The sequence below is a fragment of the Flintibacter faecis genome, from assembly GCF_014287875.1.
GTDB lineage: Bacteria > Bacillota > Clostridia > Oscillospirales > Oscillospiraceae > Lawsonibacter > Lawsonibacter faecis_A.
On sequence record NZ_JACOPN010000004.1, the window covers coordinates 210,992 to 227,419 of the forward strand.

Sequence of the window (16,428 nt, forward strand, 5' to 3'; positions counted from 1 at the left end):
TCATTTTTACGTCATTTCAATCCACGCCCCCCCCATGCGGGGGGCGACGTCGAGAGTCTGTACCAGTGACCCAGCCGCTGCCGTAATTTCAATCCACGCCCCCCGTGCGGGGGGCGACTCCGCAGCTGCTCCCCATAATCCGGCACCTCATTATTTCAATCCACGCCCCCCGTGCGGGGGGCGACAACGCCGTCTATAGCGACTACGTCAAGGTCGCCAATTTCAATCCACGCCCCCATGTGGGGGGCGACGGTCGGAGAATTCTTCCTCATTGCATCCAAGTGGCAGCCCTTTGTCGGCTTGACTTTTGGGGTATAGCCCCGGTCATAGAGCCGGTGCATCTCCGCCGTCATCGTCCGCACCTCCTGCCGCAGGGTCTCTGTCAGCTCTACCGTCACACGGCGGCGGGTCTGGCCGTAGTACAGGGCTCCCCCCGGTGATACTCCAGCACGTCGCAGGCCCCGGACACCCCCAGGGTACGGGAAAACACCCGTACCCCCCGCACCGCCAGCAGGTCTCCCCGGCTCTCCCGCAGGTCCTCGTCGTGGGCCCGCTGGTGCAGAATGCCCCCCTCCACCGTGCGGTAGTTCTCCTCCCACTGGTCCTCCACGTGGATCAAGGCCCACTGCCGGCGGCAGAACTTGAAATGCTGGAGACCGGAGAGCTGGAGGAAGTCCTCCTCCTGATAGGTCACCCCATCCGCATACAGGCGACACCGGCGGGGAGCTTCTCCTCCTCCACCGTCACGGTATAGTCAGAATAGCTGCGGGCTACGGGAACTGCCGGGCCCCGCTCCGCCTTTACCAGGTCGAACAGCTTGTGGGCGGGGGCATTGCCCAGCTCGCTGTCGTGCTTGAACACGATCAGCTCCCGCACCGCCATTTTCCCCCGGGCGGCGGAGTGGTCATTCTCAAACATGTTCAGGATGGCTGTCCACAGCAGAGACAGGTCCTTCTCTGAGAATCCGGTGGTCTTTCTGGCCAGGTTGGCGGAGATATAACCCTCCATCCGATACAGGCCATAGGGCACGATGTACTTGCGGCCCATCTCCGTGCCTTTCTTCTCTGCGTCCGCCTCGGTGGTGATAGCCACACGGGTGATGGTGACCTCCTGGGGCAGGATGGGGTCCACGCTGCGGGCAAAGCCCAGCTGCACCGGTCCCCGCACCTGACCGCAATTCAGCGCCCCTTTGACAAAGGTGGTCATCACTGCGCCGAAAGTGCGGATATCATAGAAGTTGGCGCACATAAAGTCCCGCAGCTTCATGTCCAGCTGGTCGTCCTTCTTTTTGGCCTCCTTCAGCTTCCCCGGGTCCGCACCCACATAGGAACACGCCTCTGCGTCGCTGCGGTTCAGCGGTACGCCGTCCTTGATGTAGATGCGGTAGCCCTCCTCGCCCTCCTTGGCCATCTCCACATAGTTGCGGATCTTCCGCTTGATGCACACGTCCGTCACCAGGCCATGGCCGGTCTCCGGGTCCACCCGGGGCATATTCCCGGCATCCGGGTCGCCGTTGGGGTTGCCGTTCTCCACGTCGAACAACACTACAAACTCATACCGGTTCTTGATGGGTTCAGACATTTTTCTCTTCCTCCTTTTTGTGATTACACTGATGATAGTAACCGAGATAAAAACAAACTACCTCTTCCTGCGTGGATCTTGCGGGAGGCGGCGAAGTCAATTTCGCAGCAAGCTCACTTTCCAAATCTCCAAGCTTTTTCCCCAATCCCGGCTTATCTCTCATAAGCTTCTTCAGATGATAGTTACTCAGGGCAAACAGTTTACCAAACACGCTCAGCGGAGTCGATGCAGCGGAGTTGAAATAGCTGTCCTTGATGCTCCGGTTCACGTTCCACCCCGTCGATGCAAGTTGAATCTCTTCCATCACTCGAAACAGGCGGCCCAGGGTATAGGCGGGGTTGGTGCTCTCCTCGTTGAGACTCACGGTCAAAACCTCCTTTGGACAATCTTCATGCGGATTCTTCAAATAATAAGCTTTTAAGATGGCGGCCCGTCCCCAGGTGATATTCCGCTCCGCCCGGATGCGGAGCATCACCCCCTCCAGCAGAGAGGCGGGGTAGCGTCCGCCGGAGAAAACTGCCCGGGCGGTGGCCCCCGCCATAGCGGGGGACGGCATTTTGTCCCGGGAATTCAGGTTCACTGTCTCCCGCAGCAGCGCCCACAGTGGCAGCATCTCATATCTGCCTCCCACGATCTCCAGCCGCTCATAGTGGTCGTTCACATTTCGCATCAGCGCACCGAAGCTGTCCCGCAGGAAAAAGCGGACGGACAACCGTGCCGCATTGGGCGCCAGCCCCAGGATGTAAAACGTGCGGTTGGGGTCCACTGCCAGCTCGTCGCAGGGTTCCCCGTGGGCCAGATGCCACAGGGTCGCCCGAAGCGCATTGTCTGTCAGACCGCCGGGGGCCTCACCCCCGAAGATCGCCGCCACGGCAAGGCTCTGGCAGACGGGGTCTGCGCCCTCGGCCCAGCAGACCACCGTGGTATCTCCGATCTGCTGCACCTGGTCTTTGTCCGCCAACAGATGGTTCAGGGCGGCGGTGTAGGCAAAGGCGGCATATTTTCCCACCGGGGCATTGAAGTTCTGCTCATGCCCATAGGAACAGAAGGCCGGGGCATTGAAGGACACCAGGGCTGCGCCGCTGGACTGGGCGTCCCGCACACCCTTGATGGCGGGATGCACTTTGGCGATCTCGTCCTCCCGTCCGGTGACCAGGCACTGCATTTCCACCGCATCTTTATCCCTGTCAGACTGCCGGCGCTGCCACGCCTCCCGAATGGCAGCGTCCTCCTGGGCATAGCGCCCATCCACCCGGAACAGCAGATTGCCGCCGGAGGTCACTTCCTCCAGCTTTCCCTCAAGGGCTGGGCATTGGGCCGCATTTTCCGGCTGCCAGCTGTCGAAGAAGCGCAAGATTGCCCGGGCCGCAGGAGAATCCACTCCGTCCAAAACGGCGTGGTGCCGGGCCGCAGCAGTGGAAAAGCACTCCCGGCTCCGGGCCGGTTTGCCCTTCTGGTCCACACCCAGCAGATAGGACGAGTTATCCCAAAGAAAGTTGGATACGATGCCCACAGTCCGTTTCTCCGCTGCAGGCAGCGGAAACACCAGCGGCTGCGAAACGGTTTTCTTCCCCTTCGGCACTTCCTCCATCGTCGGCACGACCTGGGTCAGCTGCCCGTCTTCGTCCAGGCACAGGGCATAACTGATCTTGGCCGGGGCCCAACCCGGGGCAGCGATCTCACCACGGGCCAGCAGGTCCTCATAATACTGGGTCAGCGCTTGCAGGATCATCCCCTCACCTCCCCGCTGTCTATGGTCGGCACTGTCAGCACGCCGTCATTTAAGCTGCCCCGGAAAAACTTAGGGACGATGTTCTGCGGGTCGCTGTAATCCATGTCCCACAGCATCCACCCCAAGTCCCGAGTCCCCTTCAGCTCCTCCGGGCAGGGAGGCAGCTGCTGGCAGCGGCGGAAATGGGCGGGAAATTCCCGGGTGCCCAGATAGGGCATGCTGTAGCACTGCCCCCGCTCCAGCCTCCGCTTGACGATATCCTGAAACTTGCCGGGGTTGTCGCCCGGGTTGGCCCGCTGGGTCATTTCAAAGTGGGCGTCGATGACATAATGTACGTCCCGCAGCACCATGGCCGCCCGCTGCTGGATGCTCTCCGGCGTGGCCAGATACAGCGCTCCGCCCCCCTTCTCCATAGCCGTTTTTACCTTGCGCCACGGAATGGTATCCTTTACCTCGTTGCGGCGGATGTTGGTGAAGCGGATGGGGCTGCACACATGGATGCGGTCGATGATCCATTTCAGACCGAGGTGCCAGTAAATACTTTCCAGCAGCCCCCGGGCTGCCGATGGGGTCATACAGTCATAGCTCATATGCTCGACTTTAAACTCAGGGCGTGAGAATAATGCGTAATCGCCCCAGACCTCTACTTGGATCGACATAAGATCACTCCCTTCTTTCTCTTTGTGTGTTCACTATACATCATTCTTCACGGACGACTCTCCGTCCTTCTGTCTATTTTGTACTGTTTTTTCAAAATACACCATACGCTGTCCCATAAACCGGACTTCAGACAAATTCTGCTCTGCCGGTCTCCGGTTCCAGGGACAGGCCCATGGTTGGGTCATACAAATTCATATCGGTCAAAATGGCACTGCGGCTGTCCAGGGCCGGAATTTCCCCAGCGGTCATCAGGGCTCCGGCCTGATACAGCGCCCGAAAATGCTGCTCATATACCGTGACCCCATAGCGTCCCAATTTGCGGTACAGCGACTTGGAGCACCCCCCATCCCGCAGCTGCTGTACCAGGGCCGCCCCCTCGCCATAGGGCACATAGACCGTGCAGGTATTCTGGTCGATGAGTCGGAAGGTCTCTGCCACCGTGCGGAAGGGCAGCTCGCAGCCTTCGATCCCCTTCTCAAACGCCTGCACCACCCCCTGTTTGTCCAGGGTCTCGCCGCTCAGGCTCCGCAGGCTGTGGAAATAGCGGTCCATGGTCTCCGGCGCGCCGGGGTCCCGGTCTTTTCCCAGCGCCTCCCGGGCTGCTCCCACCGCCGTGCGGAACAGCACCGGCGGAAGCTCTGTCCGTTCAAAGACGGTCACAACGCTCTCCTTTGCCGGGCGCTTTCCCTCTCGATTGCACCGGCCCGCCGCCTGCAAAATGGAATCCAGACCCGCCAGTTCCCGATAGACCGCCGGAAAGTCCACGTCTACACCGGCTTCGATCAGGGAGGTGGACACCACACGGCAGGGCTCCCCCTTCCGCAGCCGCACTTTGATCTCCTCTATCCGCGTTTTTCTCTGGGCCGGGACCATCAGCGTAGACAGATGATAGCTCCCCTCCCGGGGCAGCTTGTCAAAAATGCTCTGGGCCGCCTTGCGGCTGTTGACGATGCACAGGACCTGGTCGTGCTCCGCCAGCTGGGCGGCCAGGGTCTCATCCTCCAGCTTTCCCGTCTGACGGAAGGTCACCCGGCGGAAACAGTCATACAGCTGCGCCGTCTGGGGACACAGCTCCGTCACCGTGCAGCCGGGGGCGTAGGTGTGCAGCAGATCGTCCAAGGCGGGCTGGGTGGCGGTACACAGCACCACGGTAGACCGGAACTGCTCCGCCAGCGATGCCATAGCCGCCACACAGGGCCGCAGGTGCGCCAGGGGCAGCATCTGCGCCTCGTCAAAGATCACCACGCTGTTGGCCAGATTGTGGAGCTTGCGGCACTTGGAGGAGCGGTTGGCGTACATCGATTCAAACAGCTGCACCGCCGTGGTGACCACCACCGGCACGTCCCAGTTCTCCGCCGCCAGCGCCCGGCGCACCTGCTCCGGCGGCGCACCGTCCTCCAGGTCAAACTGCACCCCGGAGTGATGCTCCAGCACGTTCTGCTCCCCCAAAATATCCCGAAAAACGGCGGCGTTCTGGTCGATGATGGAGGTGTACGGAATGACATAGATCACACGCTGCATCCCGTGTTCCTTTGCGTGGCGCAGGGCAAAGGCCAGAGAGGCCACCGTTTTCCCGCCGCCGGTGGGCACGGTCAGGGTGTATATCCCCCTGGGCTGACCGCCCTTCTCCATGCAGGTGTTCAAAATCTCGCACCGCAGCCGATTCAGCTCTGTTTCAGGCTTCTGCCAGGACGCGATATGTTCCTCCAGCCGGGCTAAGAGGGTCTCTATGCTGTCATACCGGCCCCTGCCCCGGTCTCCGTTCATAAATTGCTCCGTGTCCAGAAAATCCGCATCCACCAGACAGGAATAGAGCATCCGGGTCCAAAAGCTCATCTGGAGTCTGCTCCTCCACAAAGGCTCCCGGGGAAACTCCGGCACAGGGATACCGGGGTCGCCGCACTGCTCCAGCAGCCGGTCCCCCACCCCCTTCTTCAGGCGGGCAAACAGGGTGGGACCGCTCTTGTCCCCCTGGCTGCCCACATCCGCCAGCCCGCCGTGGTGCCCGGCCACGCAGGCAGCCGGCAGCAGCTGCCCACGACTGGCACAGAGCAGCGCCCCGGCTGTGGCGTGGTCCACCTTCGGTCCATCGCAGAGCAGCCGTTTTTGAAAGCCCGGCGTACACTTGCCCCAGTCGTGGACCAGGCCCACGGCTCGCCCGGCCTGCTCCGCCTGAAAGGCCCCCGCAAAGGCCGCACACCGCTCCGCCGTCCCCAGCAGATGGTCCTTTACCGTCTGATAGTCCACTTTTTCCGGCTCCTCCGGGTCAGGCCGGATGTGGGCGTAATACTCCTGTTTCACAGCGTTTTCCTCTCCATCTTTTAGATATTTTCCGAAGATTTACAGTAATATTGTACTGCAACCCCTGTGTTATGTCAATTTGTATTGTGCGCAATAGACACAAGCGCCCTCTGTCCACGATCTGGACAGAGGGCGTTTTCCCTGTAGACATTTTGAATGCTTTGTGATATAGTTTTAAAAACTAGATTAAGGCGTGACTATTTCTCTCCATTCAGGCCATGCTAACACAAAACTACTTTTTTATCAGGAGGTCATTCCCATGTACTATTCCAGCGGAAATTACGAGGCGTTCGCCCGTCCCAAAAAGCCCGAGGGGGTGGACAGCAAGTCCGCCTATCTGGTGGGCAGCGGTCTGGCCACCCTGGCCGCCGCCTGCTATCTGGTGCGGGACGGCCAGATGAAGGGCGAAAACATCCACATTCTGGAGAAGGGCGACCTGCCCGGCGGGGCCTGCGACGGCTATAAGTTCGAGAACCTGGGCTATGTCATGCGGGGCGGCCGGGAGATGGACAACCACTTCGAGGTGATGTGGGACCTGTTCCGCTCCATCCCCTCCATCGAGACCGAGGGGGTCAGCGTGCTGGACGAGTATTACTGGCTGAACAAGGCCGACCCCAACTACTCCCTGTGCCGGGCCACGGTGAATCGGGGCCAGGACGCCCACACCGACGGCAAGTTCGGCCTGTCCGACAAGGGCGCGAAAGAGATTCTGAAGCTGTTCTTCACCCCCAACGAGGACCTGCAGAACAAGCGCATCACCGACATCTTTGACGACGAGGTCTTTCAAAGCAACTTCTGGCTGTATTGGCGGACCATGTTCGCCTTTGAAAACTGGCACAGCGCCCTGGAGATGAAGCTCTATCTCCAGCGCTATATCCACCACATCGGCGGTCTGCCCGACTTCAAGGCCCTGCGCTTCACCCGCTATAACCAGTACGAGTCCATGATCCTGCCCATGGTGAAGTATCTGGAGGGCTTCGGCGTTCAGTTCCACTATGGCGTTCAGGTGACCAACGTGCAGTTCGACTGCAATAAGACCCGCAAGCTGGCCACCCGCATCGACGTGCTGCGAAACGGGAAGGCGGATGCCATCCCCCTGACGGAGAACGACCTGGTGTTCATCACCCACGGCGGCTGCGTGGAGAACTCCGCCACCGGCAGTCAGGACAAGCCCGCCCCCTTTCACACCCAGCTGCGCCCCGGCGGCGGCTGGGACCTGTGGAAAAAGATCGCCGCCCAGGACCCCTCCTTCGGCCACCCGGAGAAGTTCTGCTCCACCCCCGAGCAGACCAACTGGATGAGCGCCACCGTGGAGACCCTGGACGAGCGCATCCTCCCCTATCTCAAAAAGATCTGCAAGCGGGACCCCTTCTCCGGCGGCGTGGTCACCGGCGGCATCGTCACCGTGAAGGACTCCTCCTGGCTGCTCAGCTGGACCATCAACCGCCAGCCCCAGTTCCGGGACCAGCCCAAGGGCCACTGCCTGGTGTGGCTGTACTCCCTGTTCACCGACAAGCCCGGCGACTTCGTCAAAAAGCCCATGCGAGACTGCACCGGCAAGGAGATCTGCATGGAGTGGCTCTATCACCTGGGCGTTCCTGCCGACCAGATCGAGGACATGGCCGCCCACAGCGCCAACACCGTGCCCGTGATGATGCCCTATATCGACGCCTTCTTCATGCCCCGGGCCTACGGCGACCGGCCCGCCGTGGTCCCCCAGGGGGCGGTGAATTTCGCCTTTTTGGGCCAGTTTGCCGAGACCGCCCGGGACACCATCTTCACCACGGAGTATTCCATGCGCACGGGCATGGAGGCGGTGTATACCCTGCTGAACGTGGACCGGGGCGTGCCCGAGGTGTGGGGCAGCGTGTTCGACCTGCGCTGTCTGCTGGAGGCCACGGTGAAGCTCCGGGACGGCAAAAAGGCCACCGACATGGAGCTGGGCTGGCTGGAGCGCATGGCCCTGAAAATGGCCCTGGGCAAGATCCAGGGCACCGATCTGGAGAAGCTGCTGAAAGCTTATGAGGTGATCTGAGCGGCGCATCGTTCGGGCGGATGGGGACATCCGCCCCTACGAAACGCCGACGAAATACGGGTAGGGGCGGACCTCTGTGTCCGCCCGCAGCCCTCTCCGCCCCCTGCGGGGGCACCTCCCCCAATGGGGGAGGCAAGTAAGACAGATTGCCACGTCGGGCTATGCCCTCCTCGCAATGACAGGGCACGCCCTTGGCTCCCCCTGTGGGGGAGCTGGCACGGCGCAGCCGTGACTGAGAGGGTATCCCCCAAAACTCAACCGGACTGACCGTTCCCCTAATTAACGGCCAGTCCGGTTTTTCTTTATTCCAACGTGATCTTTCCGTGCTCTTTTTCATATTCCGCGATACATTTCAGCATGAGCTGGATGATCTGGGCGTTGGCCGAGCGGCCCTTGAACCCGCACACATAGCGGAATTTCGCCAGAATATCCCCATCCACCCGCAGCCCGAAGTGCTTTTCATTGATCTTGTTCATCCTCTTTTCCTCCGTATAACGCTATTATGGACTTATAATAGCGTTAAGCCTTGCAAATATTTGAAAACGGAGCTATAATGGAGTTATAATGACTCTGGAAATTTTAAGGTGGAACCTGTACCCGCCCCATGACAGGCGCATACAAGACTGAAGAAGAGGACGCAGGCATGAACGAACTGACCAGCTTGAGCCACGAGGAGCTGCTGTGCTTTATCCGCAGCGCCCCGGCCAGTATTTTCTTTAAGGATACCCAATGCAGATACCGCTTTGTCTCTGACCTGTGCGGTCTGGTCCACGGCAGCGCGGCAGAGGACCTTTTGGGCCGGACCGATTTAGAGGTCCAATCTGACCCCGCCCTGGGCCGGGAGCATTATGAGGAGGACCTGCACATTCTGGCTTCCGGCCAGGGCAGCCAGCGGATCAGCCGGGTCCCCCTCCCCTCCGGCCCGGTCTATCTGGAGATCAAAAAGAACCCGGTGCGGCTCCACGGGGCGGTCATCGGCATCATCGGGGTCATCAACGACATCACCCAGCAGGTGACCCAGGAGCGGGAGTTGAAGGAGCTCTCCTTCCGGGACAAGCTCACGGGGCTGTACAATCGGAACTATCTGGAGACCCGGATGCGGCACTACGTCCGCGCTGACGACTTCCCCGCCAGCCTTATTATGGCCGACTGCAACTATTTGAAACGGGTGAACGACACCCTGGGCCACGAATATGGCGACCTGATGCTCCAGCGGGTGGCCCGGTGCATCCAGGACAGCATCCCCCCAAGCTCCGTGGCCATGCGGGTGGGCGGGGACGAGTTTCTCATTCTCTGCCCCAAGTGCCCCGCCGACCAGGCCCAGGCCGTCATCGCCCGCATCCGCCAGCGTTTAAAGCAGTGCAGCGACGGCATCCTCCCCTTGGATGTGGCCTTTGGCAGCTCCACCGCACAGGACGACAGCCTGACCTTTGACCAGGTGTTCCATCGGGCAGACCGGGCCATGTATGAAAACAAAAAAGCGCTGCACCGCACACAGGCGCAGTGAACCGCAAAAACAGCCGCCCGGCCGGGCGGCTGTTTTTGCGCGTTGGGGAACGGATTGCCACGTCGCTGCGCTCCTCGCAATGACAGTAGGGGCGGACCTGTGTGTCCGCCCGCGATGACCGGTGCGCCAACGGCGGGTGACACACAGGCCGCCCCTATAGGATGTCGTTTACCTCATATATTTCTCCCGGAATTCCTCCGCCGGGATGGCCTTGGAGAACCAGAAGCCCTGGGCGCTGTCGCAGCCCACGGCGCGCATGATGTCCACCTGTTCCCGGGTCTCGATGCCCTCGCAGATGACCTGATAGCCCAGGCTCTTCACCATGTTCACCACCTGCTGCAGAAAGTAGATGCCCCGCTGGTTCTCTGTACAGCGGGCGATAAAGCCCCGGTCCAGCTTCACGGTGTTGATGGGGATGTCCACCACGGAGTTGAGCACGGAATAGCCCGCGCCGAAGTCGTCCAGAGAGGTCTGCATCTTCTTCTCCCGGAAGCAGGCGAAAAGCTTTTTCACCCGGTCAAACTCGAACACAGCGGCGGTCTCTGTCAGTTCGATCTCCAGCAGTTCAGCGCTGATCCGGTGCCGCCGGAGTATCTCGTCATACCGCCGGGCGTTCTCCGGGTTCTTGGCCAGGGCCACCGAGGCATTCACCGCAATGGGATACAGCCTCAGCCCGTCCTGAATGCCGCGCTTTAAAAACTCCGCCACCTGCTCGAACATATACAGGTCCAGGGCCACCACGCGGCCGGTGTTCTCCAGGATGGGGATAAATTGGTCGGGATAGAGCACGGTGCCGTTCTCCCGCTCCCACCGGACCAGGGCCTCCGCCCCGATGACGGAGAAGTCCTTCAACGAAAACTTGGGCTGGAGATACAGCTTGAACTCTCCCCTTTCTATGGCCCGGCTCAGGCCGTTGGTCAGCTCGTTGGTCAACGTCTGCCGCGCCTCCATCTGCCGGTCATAGCGCAGGACCGCTCTTCTGGTATCGGGCCGGAGCTGCTTGCGGGCAAAGTTGGCCTTGTCGATGGCGGCGGAGGCGCTGAGGCAGTCCGGCTCGATCTCATAGATGCCGCTGCGCAGGCGCAGGCTGGCCTCCGGGTATTTCTCCGCCTGCCGCCGCTGGAACACCTGGTTTACCCGGTCCACAAACAGCACGCTGTCCTCCGGCCCACGGTAGGGCACATAGACGGCGAACTGATCCCCGACTACCCGGGTCATGTATATGTCGCCCACGGCGTGCACATTGCTTACCAGATAGTCGCTGAACTCCTTCAGCACCTGGTCGCCCACGGCGTAGCCATACTTCTCGTTGAAGTATTTAAAGTTCTCAAAATCGCTGTACACGATGATATGGCCCCCGGCATAGCCGCCCACGATCTTGTGCTCGATCTCCTCCCGGAAGCGGCTGAAGCTCAACAGACCGGTGAGCCGGTCAAAGTCCGGGGCGGCCATCATGCCCCGATTGATGGCGTTGGCCGCCAGATGCTTGGTGAGATAGGCATTGATGATCTTGGTGATCTCCCCCAGCTCTTTCCGGCTCTGCTGCGTCCAAAAGCGCTTGCTGCCGCACACCACATAGGCGATGGCCCCCAGATACTCGCCCTCGCTGTACATGGCGGCATAGACCACCGTCTTCGCGCCCCCCTGCATCAGCAGGGCGGCCCCGCCGGGGGAATACATGTCCATGTTGTCATACTGCAAAACGGTGGTGCCATATTCGTCATAGCTCTGGAACAGGGTGAGAAAGTCCTCCTTGGTAAAGCCGCTCTGCTGCTCCAGAGCCGCCGGGGCCCGGGGGGAGGTCCACTGAAACTGCCGGCTGGTGCGGTGCTCTTTAATGTCCGTATTGATGATGGTGATGCGGTCCAGCTGCAGGCGGATGCCCACGATCTTTAAAAACAGAGAGATGGCTGCCTCAAAGCTGTTCGTTTTCTCGAACAGCTCAAAGGCGGTGGAGATGAGATCGTTGTGGAGATAGCGGGCATCGATATCCTCCGTCTTGATCTCTGTATTCTCCCCCTCGGCATAGCGGTGGAGGTTGTCGCAGAAGGCGTATTGGTTGCGCCCGTTCTCCTTGGCCTGATACAGGGCCCAGTCGGCATTTTGAAACAGCTGTTCATAGGAATAGCCCGATACGTTTTCCGGCAAAAAGCAGACCCCGATGCTGCACGTCATGCAATAGTCGTTCTCCTCGAACACCAGCTTCCGCACCGCCTCAGACAGCTGCCTGGCCTTTTTCAGCACCACGGAGTGTCCGGCATCCTTCATAAAGACCAAAAACTCGTCTCCGCCGATCCGGGCCAGCACGTCCTCCCGCTTGAACAGGGTATTCAGCAGACGGGCAAACTCCCGCAGGACCTTGTCTCCAAACAGATGGCCGTAGCGGTCGTTCACGTTTTTGAAAAAGTCCACGTCAATGACCAGCAGGCCACAGGAGGCATAGGGGTCCTTCTCCTCCAGATACCGGGCAATCAGTGTCTTGGCCATCCGGCGGTTATACAGCTGGGTCAGCGGGTCGTGCTGGGCCTGCCGGAGCAGGCTGCGCTCCCGCTCCTTCTCCGGGGTCACGTCCTTGGCATAGCCCACAAACACCTGCCCCTCCCGGATATCCTGCACAGGCAGGGCGTCCGCCTCCAGGTAGAGCAGCTTCCCCTCTTTGATCTCCCGCAGCTCCAGGGGGCCGTGCATCTGGCCGGTAAGCAGCTCCCGCAGCTGCCAGCGGTCCTCCGGCAGGACACAGCCCTGCGCACAGACGGAGGCCACATAGCGCTCGATGGTCCGCTGCACATTCAGCGCTTGGTCATAGACCACCATGGTGTCGGCGGCGGAAAAATATTCAAACAGATAGACCCGGCGGTGGCGCAGCAGCTCGGTCACCACACGGTTATCCTTGATGTCATTGATAAAACGGGACGATCTCATCTGCTCCCTCCCTTTCCCTTTTATATCAAATTTCTCTTTTCTTAAAAGTATAGCAGATTTTCCGGCGTCTTACAATCACAGGAAGCAAATTTTTCAAAATATTTACAATCCAGAAAAATACTGATTTCGGGTCAAATTCTATGTAAAACCCAAAGCCCGGAGCGCTGTGCGGCGCTCCGGGCTTTGGGTTTGCCCTCCGGCTTTGTGCTCACCGGGTCATAACATTCAGGATCAGCACGATCACCAGCATGTGGACCGGATAAAACCCATAGCACACATACTGGAACGGCTTGCTGTGGTATCCCTGCCGGCCGTGATACAGCCAGATGGGGATCAGCGCCAGCAGCGCAAGCCCCTGCTGGCACAGCTCAAGCTCCATGCCCAGCAGCCGGATGGGGTACACCAGACCGCCCAGCAGCTCCACATTCACCCAGTAAAGCCCAAGGAGCTGCCCCAGCAGGCACCACCACTTCTTCCCCCGGAAAAAGTAGAACAGGAACACCGTCAGCACCCCGGCGCCGTAGTAATCCACCATGCACAGGGTCCCCAGCACCACTCCGGCCACCACCACGGCGGCGGATGCCAGGATGTATCGCCAGGTCCTCCCCTTCGCCCGCACCGTCTCCATCAGGCGGATGCCCAAAAGGCCCATCAGCAGCGTCCAGATCACATTCTGGTGGACTGGATAAAACCACGTCCCGCCGTACATCAGGTCGAAGGGCACCTCAGACAGCACCGCAAACAGCAGCAGCCGCAGCGCATACTTTTGAAAGCTGTGGGTGTGGAAATACCCCTCCACCGCCATAAAGGCAAAGATGGGAAAGGCCAGCCGCCCCGCACAGGTCAGCCACTCCTGGGCGGGGAAGATCGTCGCCCAAAGGTGGTCCATCAGCATAAGCGCCATGGCGATGATATGAAGGGCCGCCGCGCTGATGTCAAAGCCGCCGGTGCCGGTGGGGGTTCTGTCTGTCTTGTAAATCGGCATACTGATACTCCTTTGTCAGATGTCAGACAGCGCCGAGCGCTGTCGTCTGATGGTATCACATTTCACCGTCCAAGGCAAGAGGGCGGGCGCAGTTGACTTTTCCCCCAGCCGCTGATATGATTTTTTCGGAAAACATCCCCCATCTTCCCCCGGGAGGCGATCTTCTTTGATCCGACGATTTCAACGGCTGAGCTTAGAGCGCCAGCTGTTTCTCAGCTTTTTCTCCCTGTGCGCCGCGCTTTTGCTGCTGTTCACCGGCCTCACCCTGTGGTTGGATATCTCCCGCCAGCGCCACGCGATGGACGGCGTCATCTCCAACACCGCCGCCTATGTGGCCTCCCTCCGCCCGGTGGCCGACATGCTGGAGCAGGGCTATCCCGACCCCCAGGTCCGCCAGGAGCTGGATGCCATGAGCCAGACCCTGTCCGGCTTGGACGTCATTCTGGTGTGCGACACCAGCGGGATGCGCTTTTACCACACCAGCCGCCAGTCCGGCGGCGAGACGGAGCTCACCGGGGACGAGGGGCAGCGGCTTCAGGAACAGGACAGCTTTATCACCACCGGATACAGCACCCACGGGGAGCAGCGCCGGGCCTTTCACGCCGTGTATAACGACGGGGGAAATCTGGTGGGCTTTGTCATGGCCTCGGTCTTCACCTCTGACATCCTCCGCCGGGGCCTGGTGCTGGCCTGCTACAGTCTGGTGCTGCTGTGCGTCATGCTGGCGGCGGCCCTGGCCCTGTCCCACGGCATCGTGTCCCTGCTGAAAAGCAGTCTGCGAGGGCACCACCCCGCCGAGCTGCTGGACCTGTATCTGCGCCAGTCTGACGTGCTCAACGCCATTGAAGACGGCGTGGTGGCCACCGACCCGGTGGGAAACATCCTCTTCTGCAACCAGGCCGCCCAGGCTCTGCTCCATACGGAGGATGACCCGGCGGGATGCCCCCTGCCCCAGCTGTTCCCCGACTCCCGCTGCAAAGAGACGGCCCGGGCCGGCGCGGGCAGCTATAACCGCTCCTGCACCCTGGGCAACCGCCAGGTGCTGACCACCGAGCTGCCCATCCAGGGCGAGGAGGGCGGCGGCGTGCTCACCGTCTTCCACGACAAGACGGAGATGCTCCGCCTGTCGGACAAGCTGTCCGGCACCCAGAACACCCTGGACACCCTGCGGGCCTTTAACCACGAGTTTATGAACAAGCTCCATGTGATCCTGGGCTATCTCCAGTCCGGCCAGATCGACCAGGCCAAGCGTCTCATCATCAACAGCAGCCTGGTCTCCAGCCAGGCCGTCCGGGAGACGGCGGACTGCATCCGGGTATCCTCCATCTGCGCCCTGGTCATCGGAAAGATGCTGCACGCGGCGGAATACGGCATCTGCCTCACCGTCACGCCGGACAGCCGGTGCCGCCCGGAGGACCTGCTGCTCACCGAGACAGAGTGCACCTCCATCGTGGGCAATCTGCTGGAAAACGCCATTGAGGAGCTCGCCCGCAGCAGCCCCAAGGTGCGGGAGATCCGCCTGGGGTTCTACACCCGCTCCGACTGCAACATCATCACCTGTGAGGACACGGGGGACGGGGTGCCCGAGGACATCCGGGCCCGCATTTTTGAGCGGGGCTTCTCCTCCAAGGGCCCGGGCCGGGGTCTGGGCCTTGCCATGATCCGGGACATCACCCAGCGCCGCGGTGGGACCATCGACCTGGACACCGAACCCCACACCGGCACCTGCTTCACCCTGACGTTTACGAAAGAGAGGTCCTGACCGTGCCCTATCATGTGCTGATCATCGAGGACGACTCTATGGTGGCCGCCATTGACCGGCAATATGTGGAGTCTGACCGCCGGTTCCAGGTGGACCGGGTCTTTAAAAATGGGCTGCCCGCCCTGGACTACTTGGCGGAGCACCGGGCCGACCTGGTCATTCTGGACTACTACACCCCCCAGATGAACGGCCAGGAGTTTCTGGACCGGCTGCTGGCCCTGCCGGGCCCCGCCCCCGCCGTCATCGCCGTCACCTCGGCCAACGACCCGGACATCGTTCAGGCCCTGCTCCAGCGGGGGGTGCTGGACTATCTCATCAAGCCCTTTGTCCTGCCCCGGTTCCGCCAGGCCATGGACCGCTTTCTCCAGCGGCAGAGCCTGCTGACCCAGCACTCCGCCGGGGTGGACCAGCAGACCATTGACCGGCTCATTCAGCTGCCCGAGCCCCCGCCTCCGGCCGAAGAGCTGAGCAAGGGGCTGAACCTGTCCACCCTGTCCATGATCCGGGAGTTCCTCTCCGCTCACCCCGGAGAGGCCTTCACCAGCGAGCAGATCGCCGCCCAGGTCCATCTGTCCCGCATCACCGTGCGCCGCTATGTCAGCCACATGGTGGAGACCCACGAGCTGGAGAGCTCCATCGACTACCGCACCGGCGGACGGCCCTCTATCCAATATCGATACGTGGGAACATAACAAACAAAACCCGGATATTTCTGCATGAGATATTCGGGTTTTATTCATGTCCTCCCCCGCTTGCGGGCTTCTTTCCGTCTGTTCGCTTATTTTTTTGCAGAATTTTGTTTTCCATCTGTATTTTTGAGTTTTCTCCTTCATATACTTTACTTACTTATGTGCTTCTTTAAGTACAAAAATTGACTTTACCATCGTCTTTTTTATATATTGTGTCCAGAAAGAGCAAGGTCCCCGGAGAAGGGCCCTGCAGT

The 16,428-nt window shown here is 60.5% G+C and carries 11 protein-coding genes and 1 pseudogene; 4 read left to right on the forward strand and 8 right to left on the reverse strand.

Annotated elements, in window-relative coordinates; genetic code table 11:
• Nucleotides 1–284: 284 nt before the first annotated feature.
• The 5 genes and pseudogenes from H8S55_RS07715 to cas3 all read right to left on the reverse strand — a co-directional run.
• A pseudogene (locus tag H8S55_RS07715) lies at nt 285–694 on the reverse strand (CRISPR-associated protein Cas4); the annotation flags it as partial.
• Nucleotides 691–1,581, reverse strand: a complete 891-nt coding sequence (gene cas7c / locus H8S55_RS07720; protein ID WP_186878492.1) for a type I-C CRISPR-associated protein Cas7/Csd2 — start codon at nt 1,579–1,581, stop codon at nt 691–693. The gene cas7c and the pseudogene H8S55_RS07715, both read right to left, overlap by 4 nt.
• On the reverse strand, nt 1,574–3,313 hold the full coding sequence (gene cas8c / locus H8S55_RS07725) for a type I-C CRISPR-associated protein Cas8c/Csd1 (RefSeq protein WP_186878493.1): 1,740 nt from the start codon (nt 3,311–3,313) through the stop codon (nt 1,574–1,576). The genes cas7c and cas8c overlap by 8 nt, the downstream gene beginning before the upstream one ends.
• Nucleotides 3,310–3,972 carry a type I-C CRISPR-associated protein Cas5c gene (cas5c, locus tag H8S55_RS07730; RefSeq protein WP_186878494.1) on the reverse strand — a complete coding sequence of 221 codons (663 nt, stop codon included), beginning with the start codon at nt 3,970–3,972 and terminating at the stop codon, nt 3,310–3,312. The genes cas8c and cas5c overlap by 4 nt, the downstream gene beginning before the upstream one ends.
• A gap of 127 nt (nt 3,973–4,099) precedes the next feature.
• Nucleotides 4,100–6,274, reverse strand: coding sequence for a CRISPR-associated helicase Cas3' (gene cas3, locus H8S55_RS07735; protein WP_366467610.1), 2,175 nt, complete (start codon nt 6,272–6,274; stop codon nt 4,100–4,102).
• A 259-nt stretch (nt 6,275–6,533) separates the two neighbouring features.
• Here cas3 and H8S55_RS07740 point away from each other — a divergent pair, with 259 nt between their 5' ends.
• A complete protein-coding gene (locus H8S55_RS07740; protein WP_186878495.1) occupies nt 6,534–8,309 on the forward strand; it encodes an oleate hydratase in 1,776 nt (591 codons plus the stop codon).
• A 302-nt stretch (nt 8,310–8,611) separates the two neighbouring features.
• On the opposite strand, the gene H8S55_RS07745 is transcribed toward H8S55_RS07740, so the two are convergent.
• Nucleotides 8,612–8,785 carry a hypothetical protein gene (locus tag H8S55_RS07745; RefSeq protein WP_186878496.1) on the reverse strand — a complete coding sequence of 58 codons (174 nt, stop codon included), beginning with the start codon at nt 8,783–8,785 and terminating at the stop codon, nt 8,612–8,614.
• 167 nt (nt 8,786–8,952) lie between these two features.
• Between H8S55_RS07745 and H8S55_RS07750 the strand changes: the two genes are divergently transcribed.
• The gene (locus H8S55_RS07750) at nt 8,953–9,816 is read left to right on the forward strand and encodes a sensor domain-containing diguanylate cyclase (protein ID WP_186878497.1); all 864 of its coding nucleotides are present in this window, start codon (nt 8,953–8,955) and stop codon (nt 9,814–9,816) included.
• A gap of 168 nt (nt 9,817–9,984) precedes the next feature.
• Here the strand turns inward: H8S55_RS07750 and H8S55_RS07755 are convergent, their stop codons facing one another.
• Nucleotides 9,985–12,738 (reverse strand): bifunctional diguanylate cyclase/phosphodiesterase, encoded by a 2,754-nt coding sequence (locus H8S55_RS07755; RefSeq protein WP_186878498.1) that lies wholly within the window; start codon nt 12,736–12,738, stop codon nt 9,985–9,987.
• Nucleotides 12,739–12,946: 208 nt separating this feature from the next.
• Nucleotides 12,947–13,723, reverse strand: a complete 777-nt coding sequence (locus H8S55_RS07760; RefSeq protein WP_186878499.1) for a TraX family protein — start codon at nt 13,721–13,723, stop codon at nt 12,947–12,949.
• 166 nt (nt 13,724–13,889) lie between these two features.
• On the opposite strand from H8S55_RS07760, the gene H8S55_RS07765 reads away from it, so the two are divergent.
• A complete protein-coding gene (locus H8S55_RS07765) occupies nt 13,890–15,485 on the forward strand; it encodes a sensor histidine kinase (RefSeq protein ID WP_186878500.1) in 1,596 nt (531 codons plus the stop codon).
• Between the two features lie 2 nt (nt 15,486–15,487).
• A complete protein-coding gene (locus H8S55_RS07770) occupies nt 15,488–16,177 on the forward strand; it encodes a response regulator (protein ID WP_147563830.1) in 690 nt (229 codons plus the stop codon).
• Nucleotides 16,178–16,428: the final 251 nt, after the last annotated feature.

Coding starts and splice junctions, on each gene's coding strand:
- H8S55_RS07750 (WP_186878497.1), top strand. CDS start 8,953: ATGAACGAACTGACCAGCTTGAGCCACGAGGAGCTGCTGTGCTTTATC.
- H8S55_RS07760 (WP_186878499.1), bottom strand. CDS start 13,723: ATGCCGATTTACAAGACAGACAGAACCCCCACCGGCACCGGCGGCTTT.
- cas5c (WP_186878494.1), bottom strand. CDS start 3,972: ATGTCGATCCAAGTAGAGGTCTGGGGCGATTACGCATTATTCTCACGC.
- H8S55_RS07745 (WP_186878496.1), bottom strand. CDS start 8,785: ATGAACAAGATCAATGAAAAGCACTTCGGGCTGCGGGTGGATGGGGAT.
- H8S55_RS07740 (WP_186878495.1), top strand. CDS start 6,534: ATGTACTATTCCAGCGGAAATTACGAGGCGTTCGCCCGTCCCAAAAAG.
- H8S55_RS07755 (WP_186878498.1), bottom strand. CDS start 12,738: ATGAGATCGTCCCGTTTTATCAATGACATCAAGGATAACCGTGTGGTG.
- cas8c (WP_186878493.1), bottom strand. CDS start 3,313: ATGATCCTGCAAGCGCTGACCCAGTATTATGAGGACCTGCTGGCCCGT.
- cas7c (WP_186878492.1), bottom strand. CDS start 1,581: ATGTCTGAACCCATCAAGAACCGGTATGAGTTTGTAGTGTTGTTCGAC.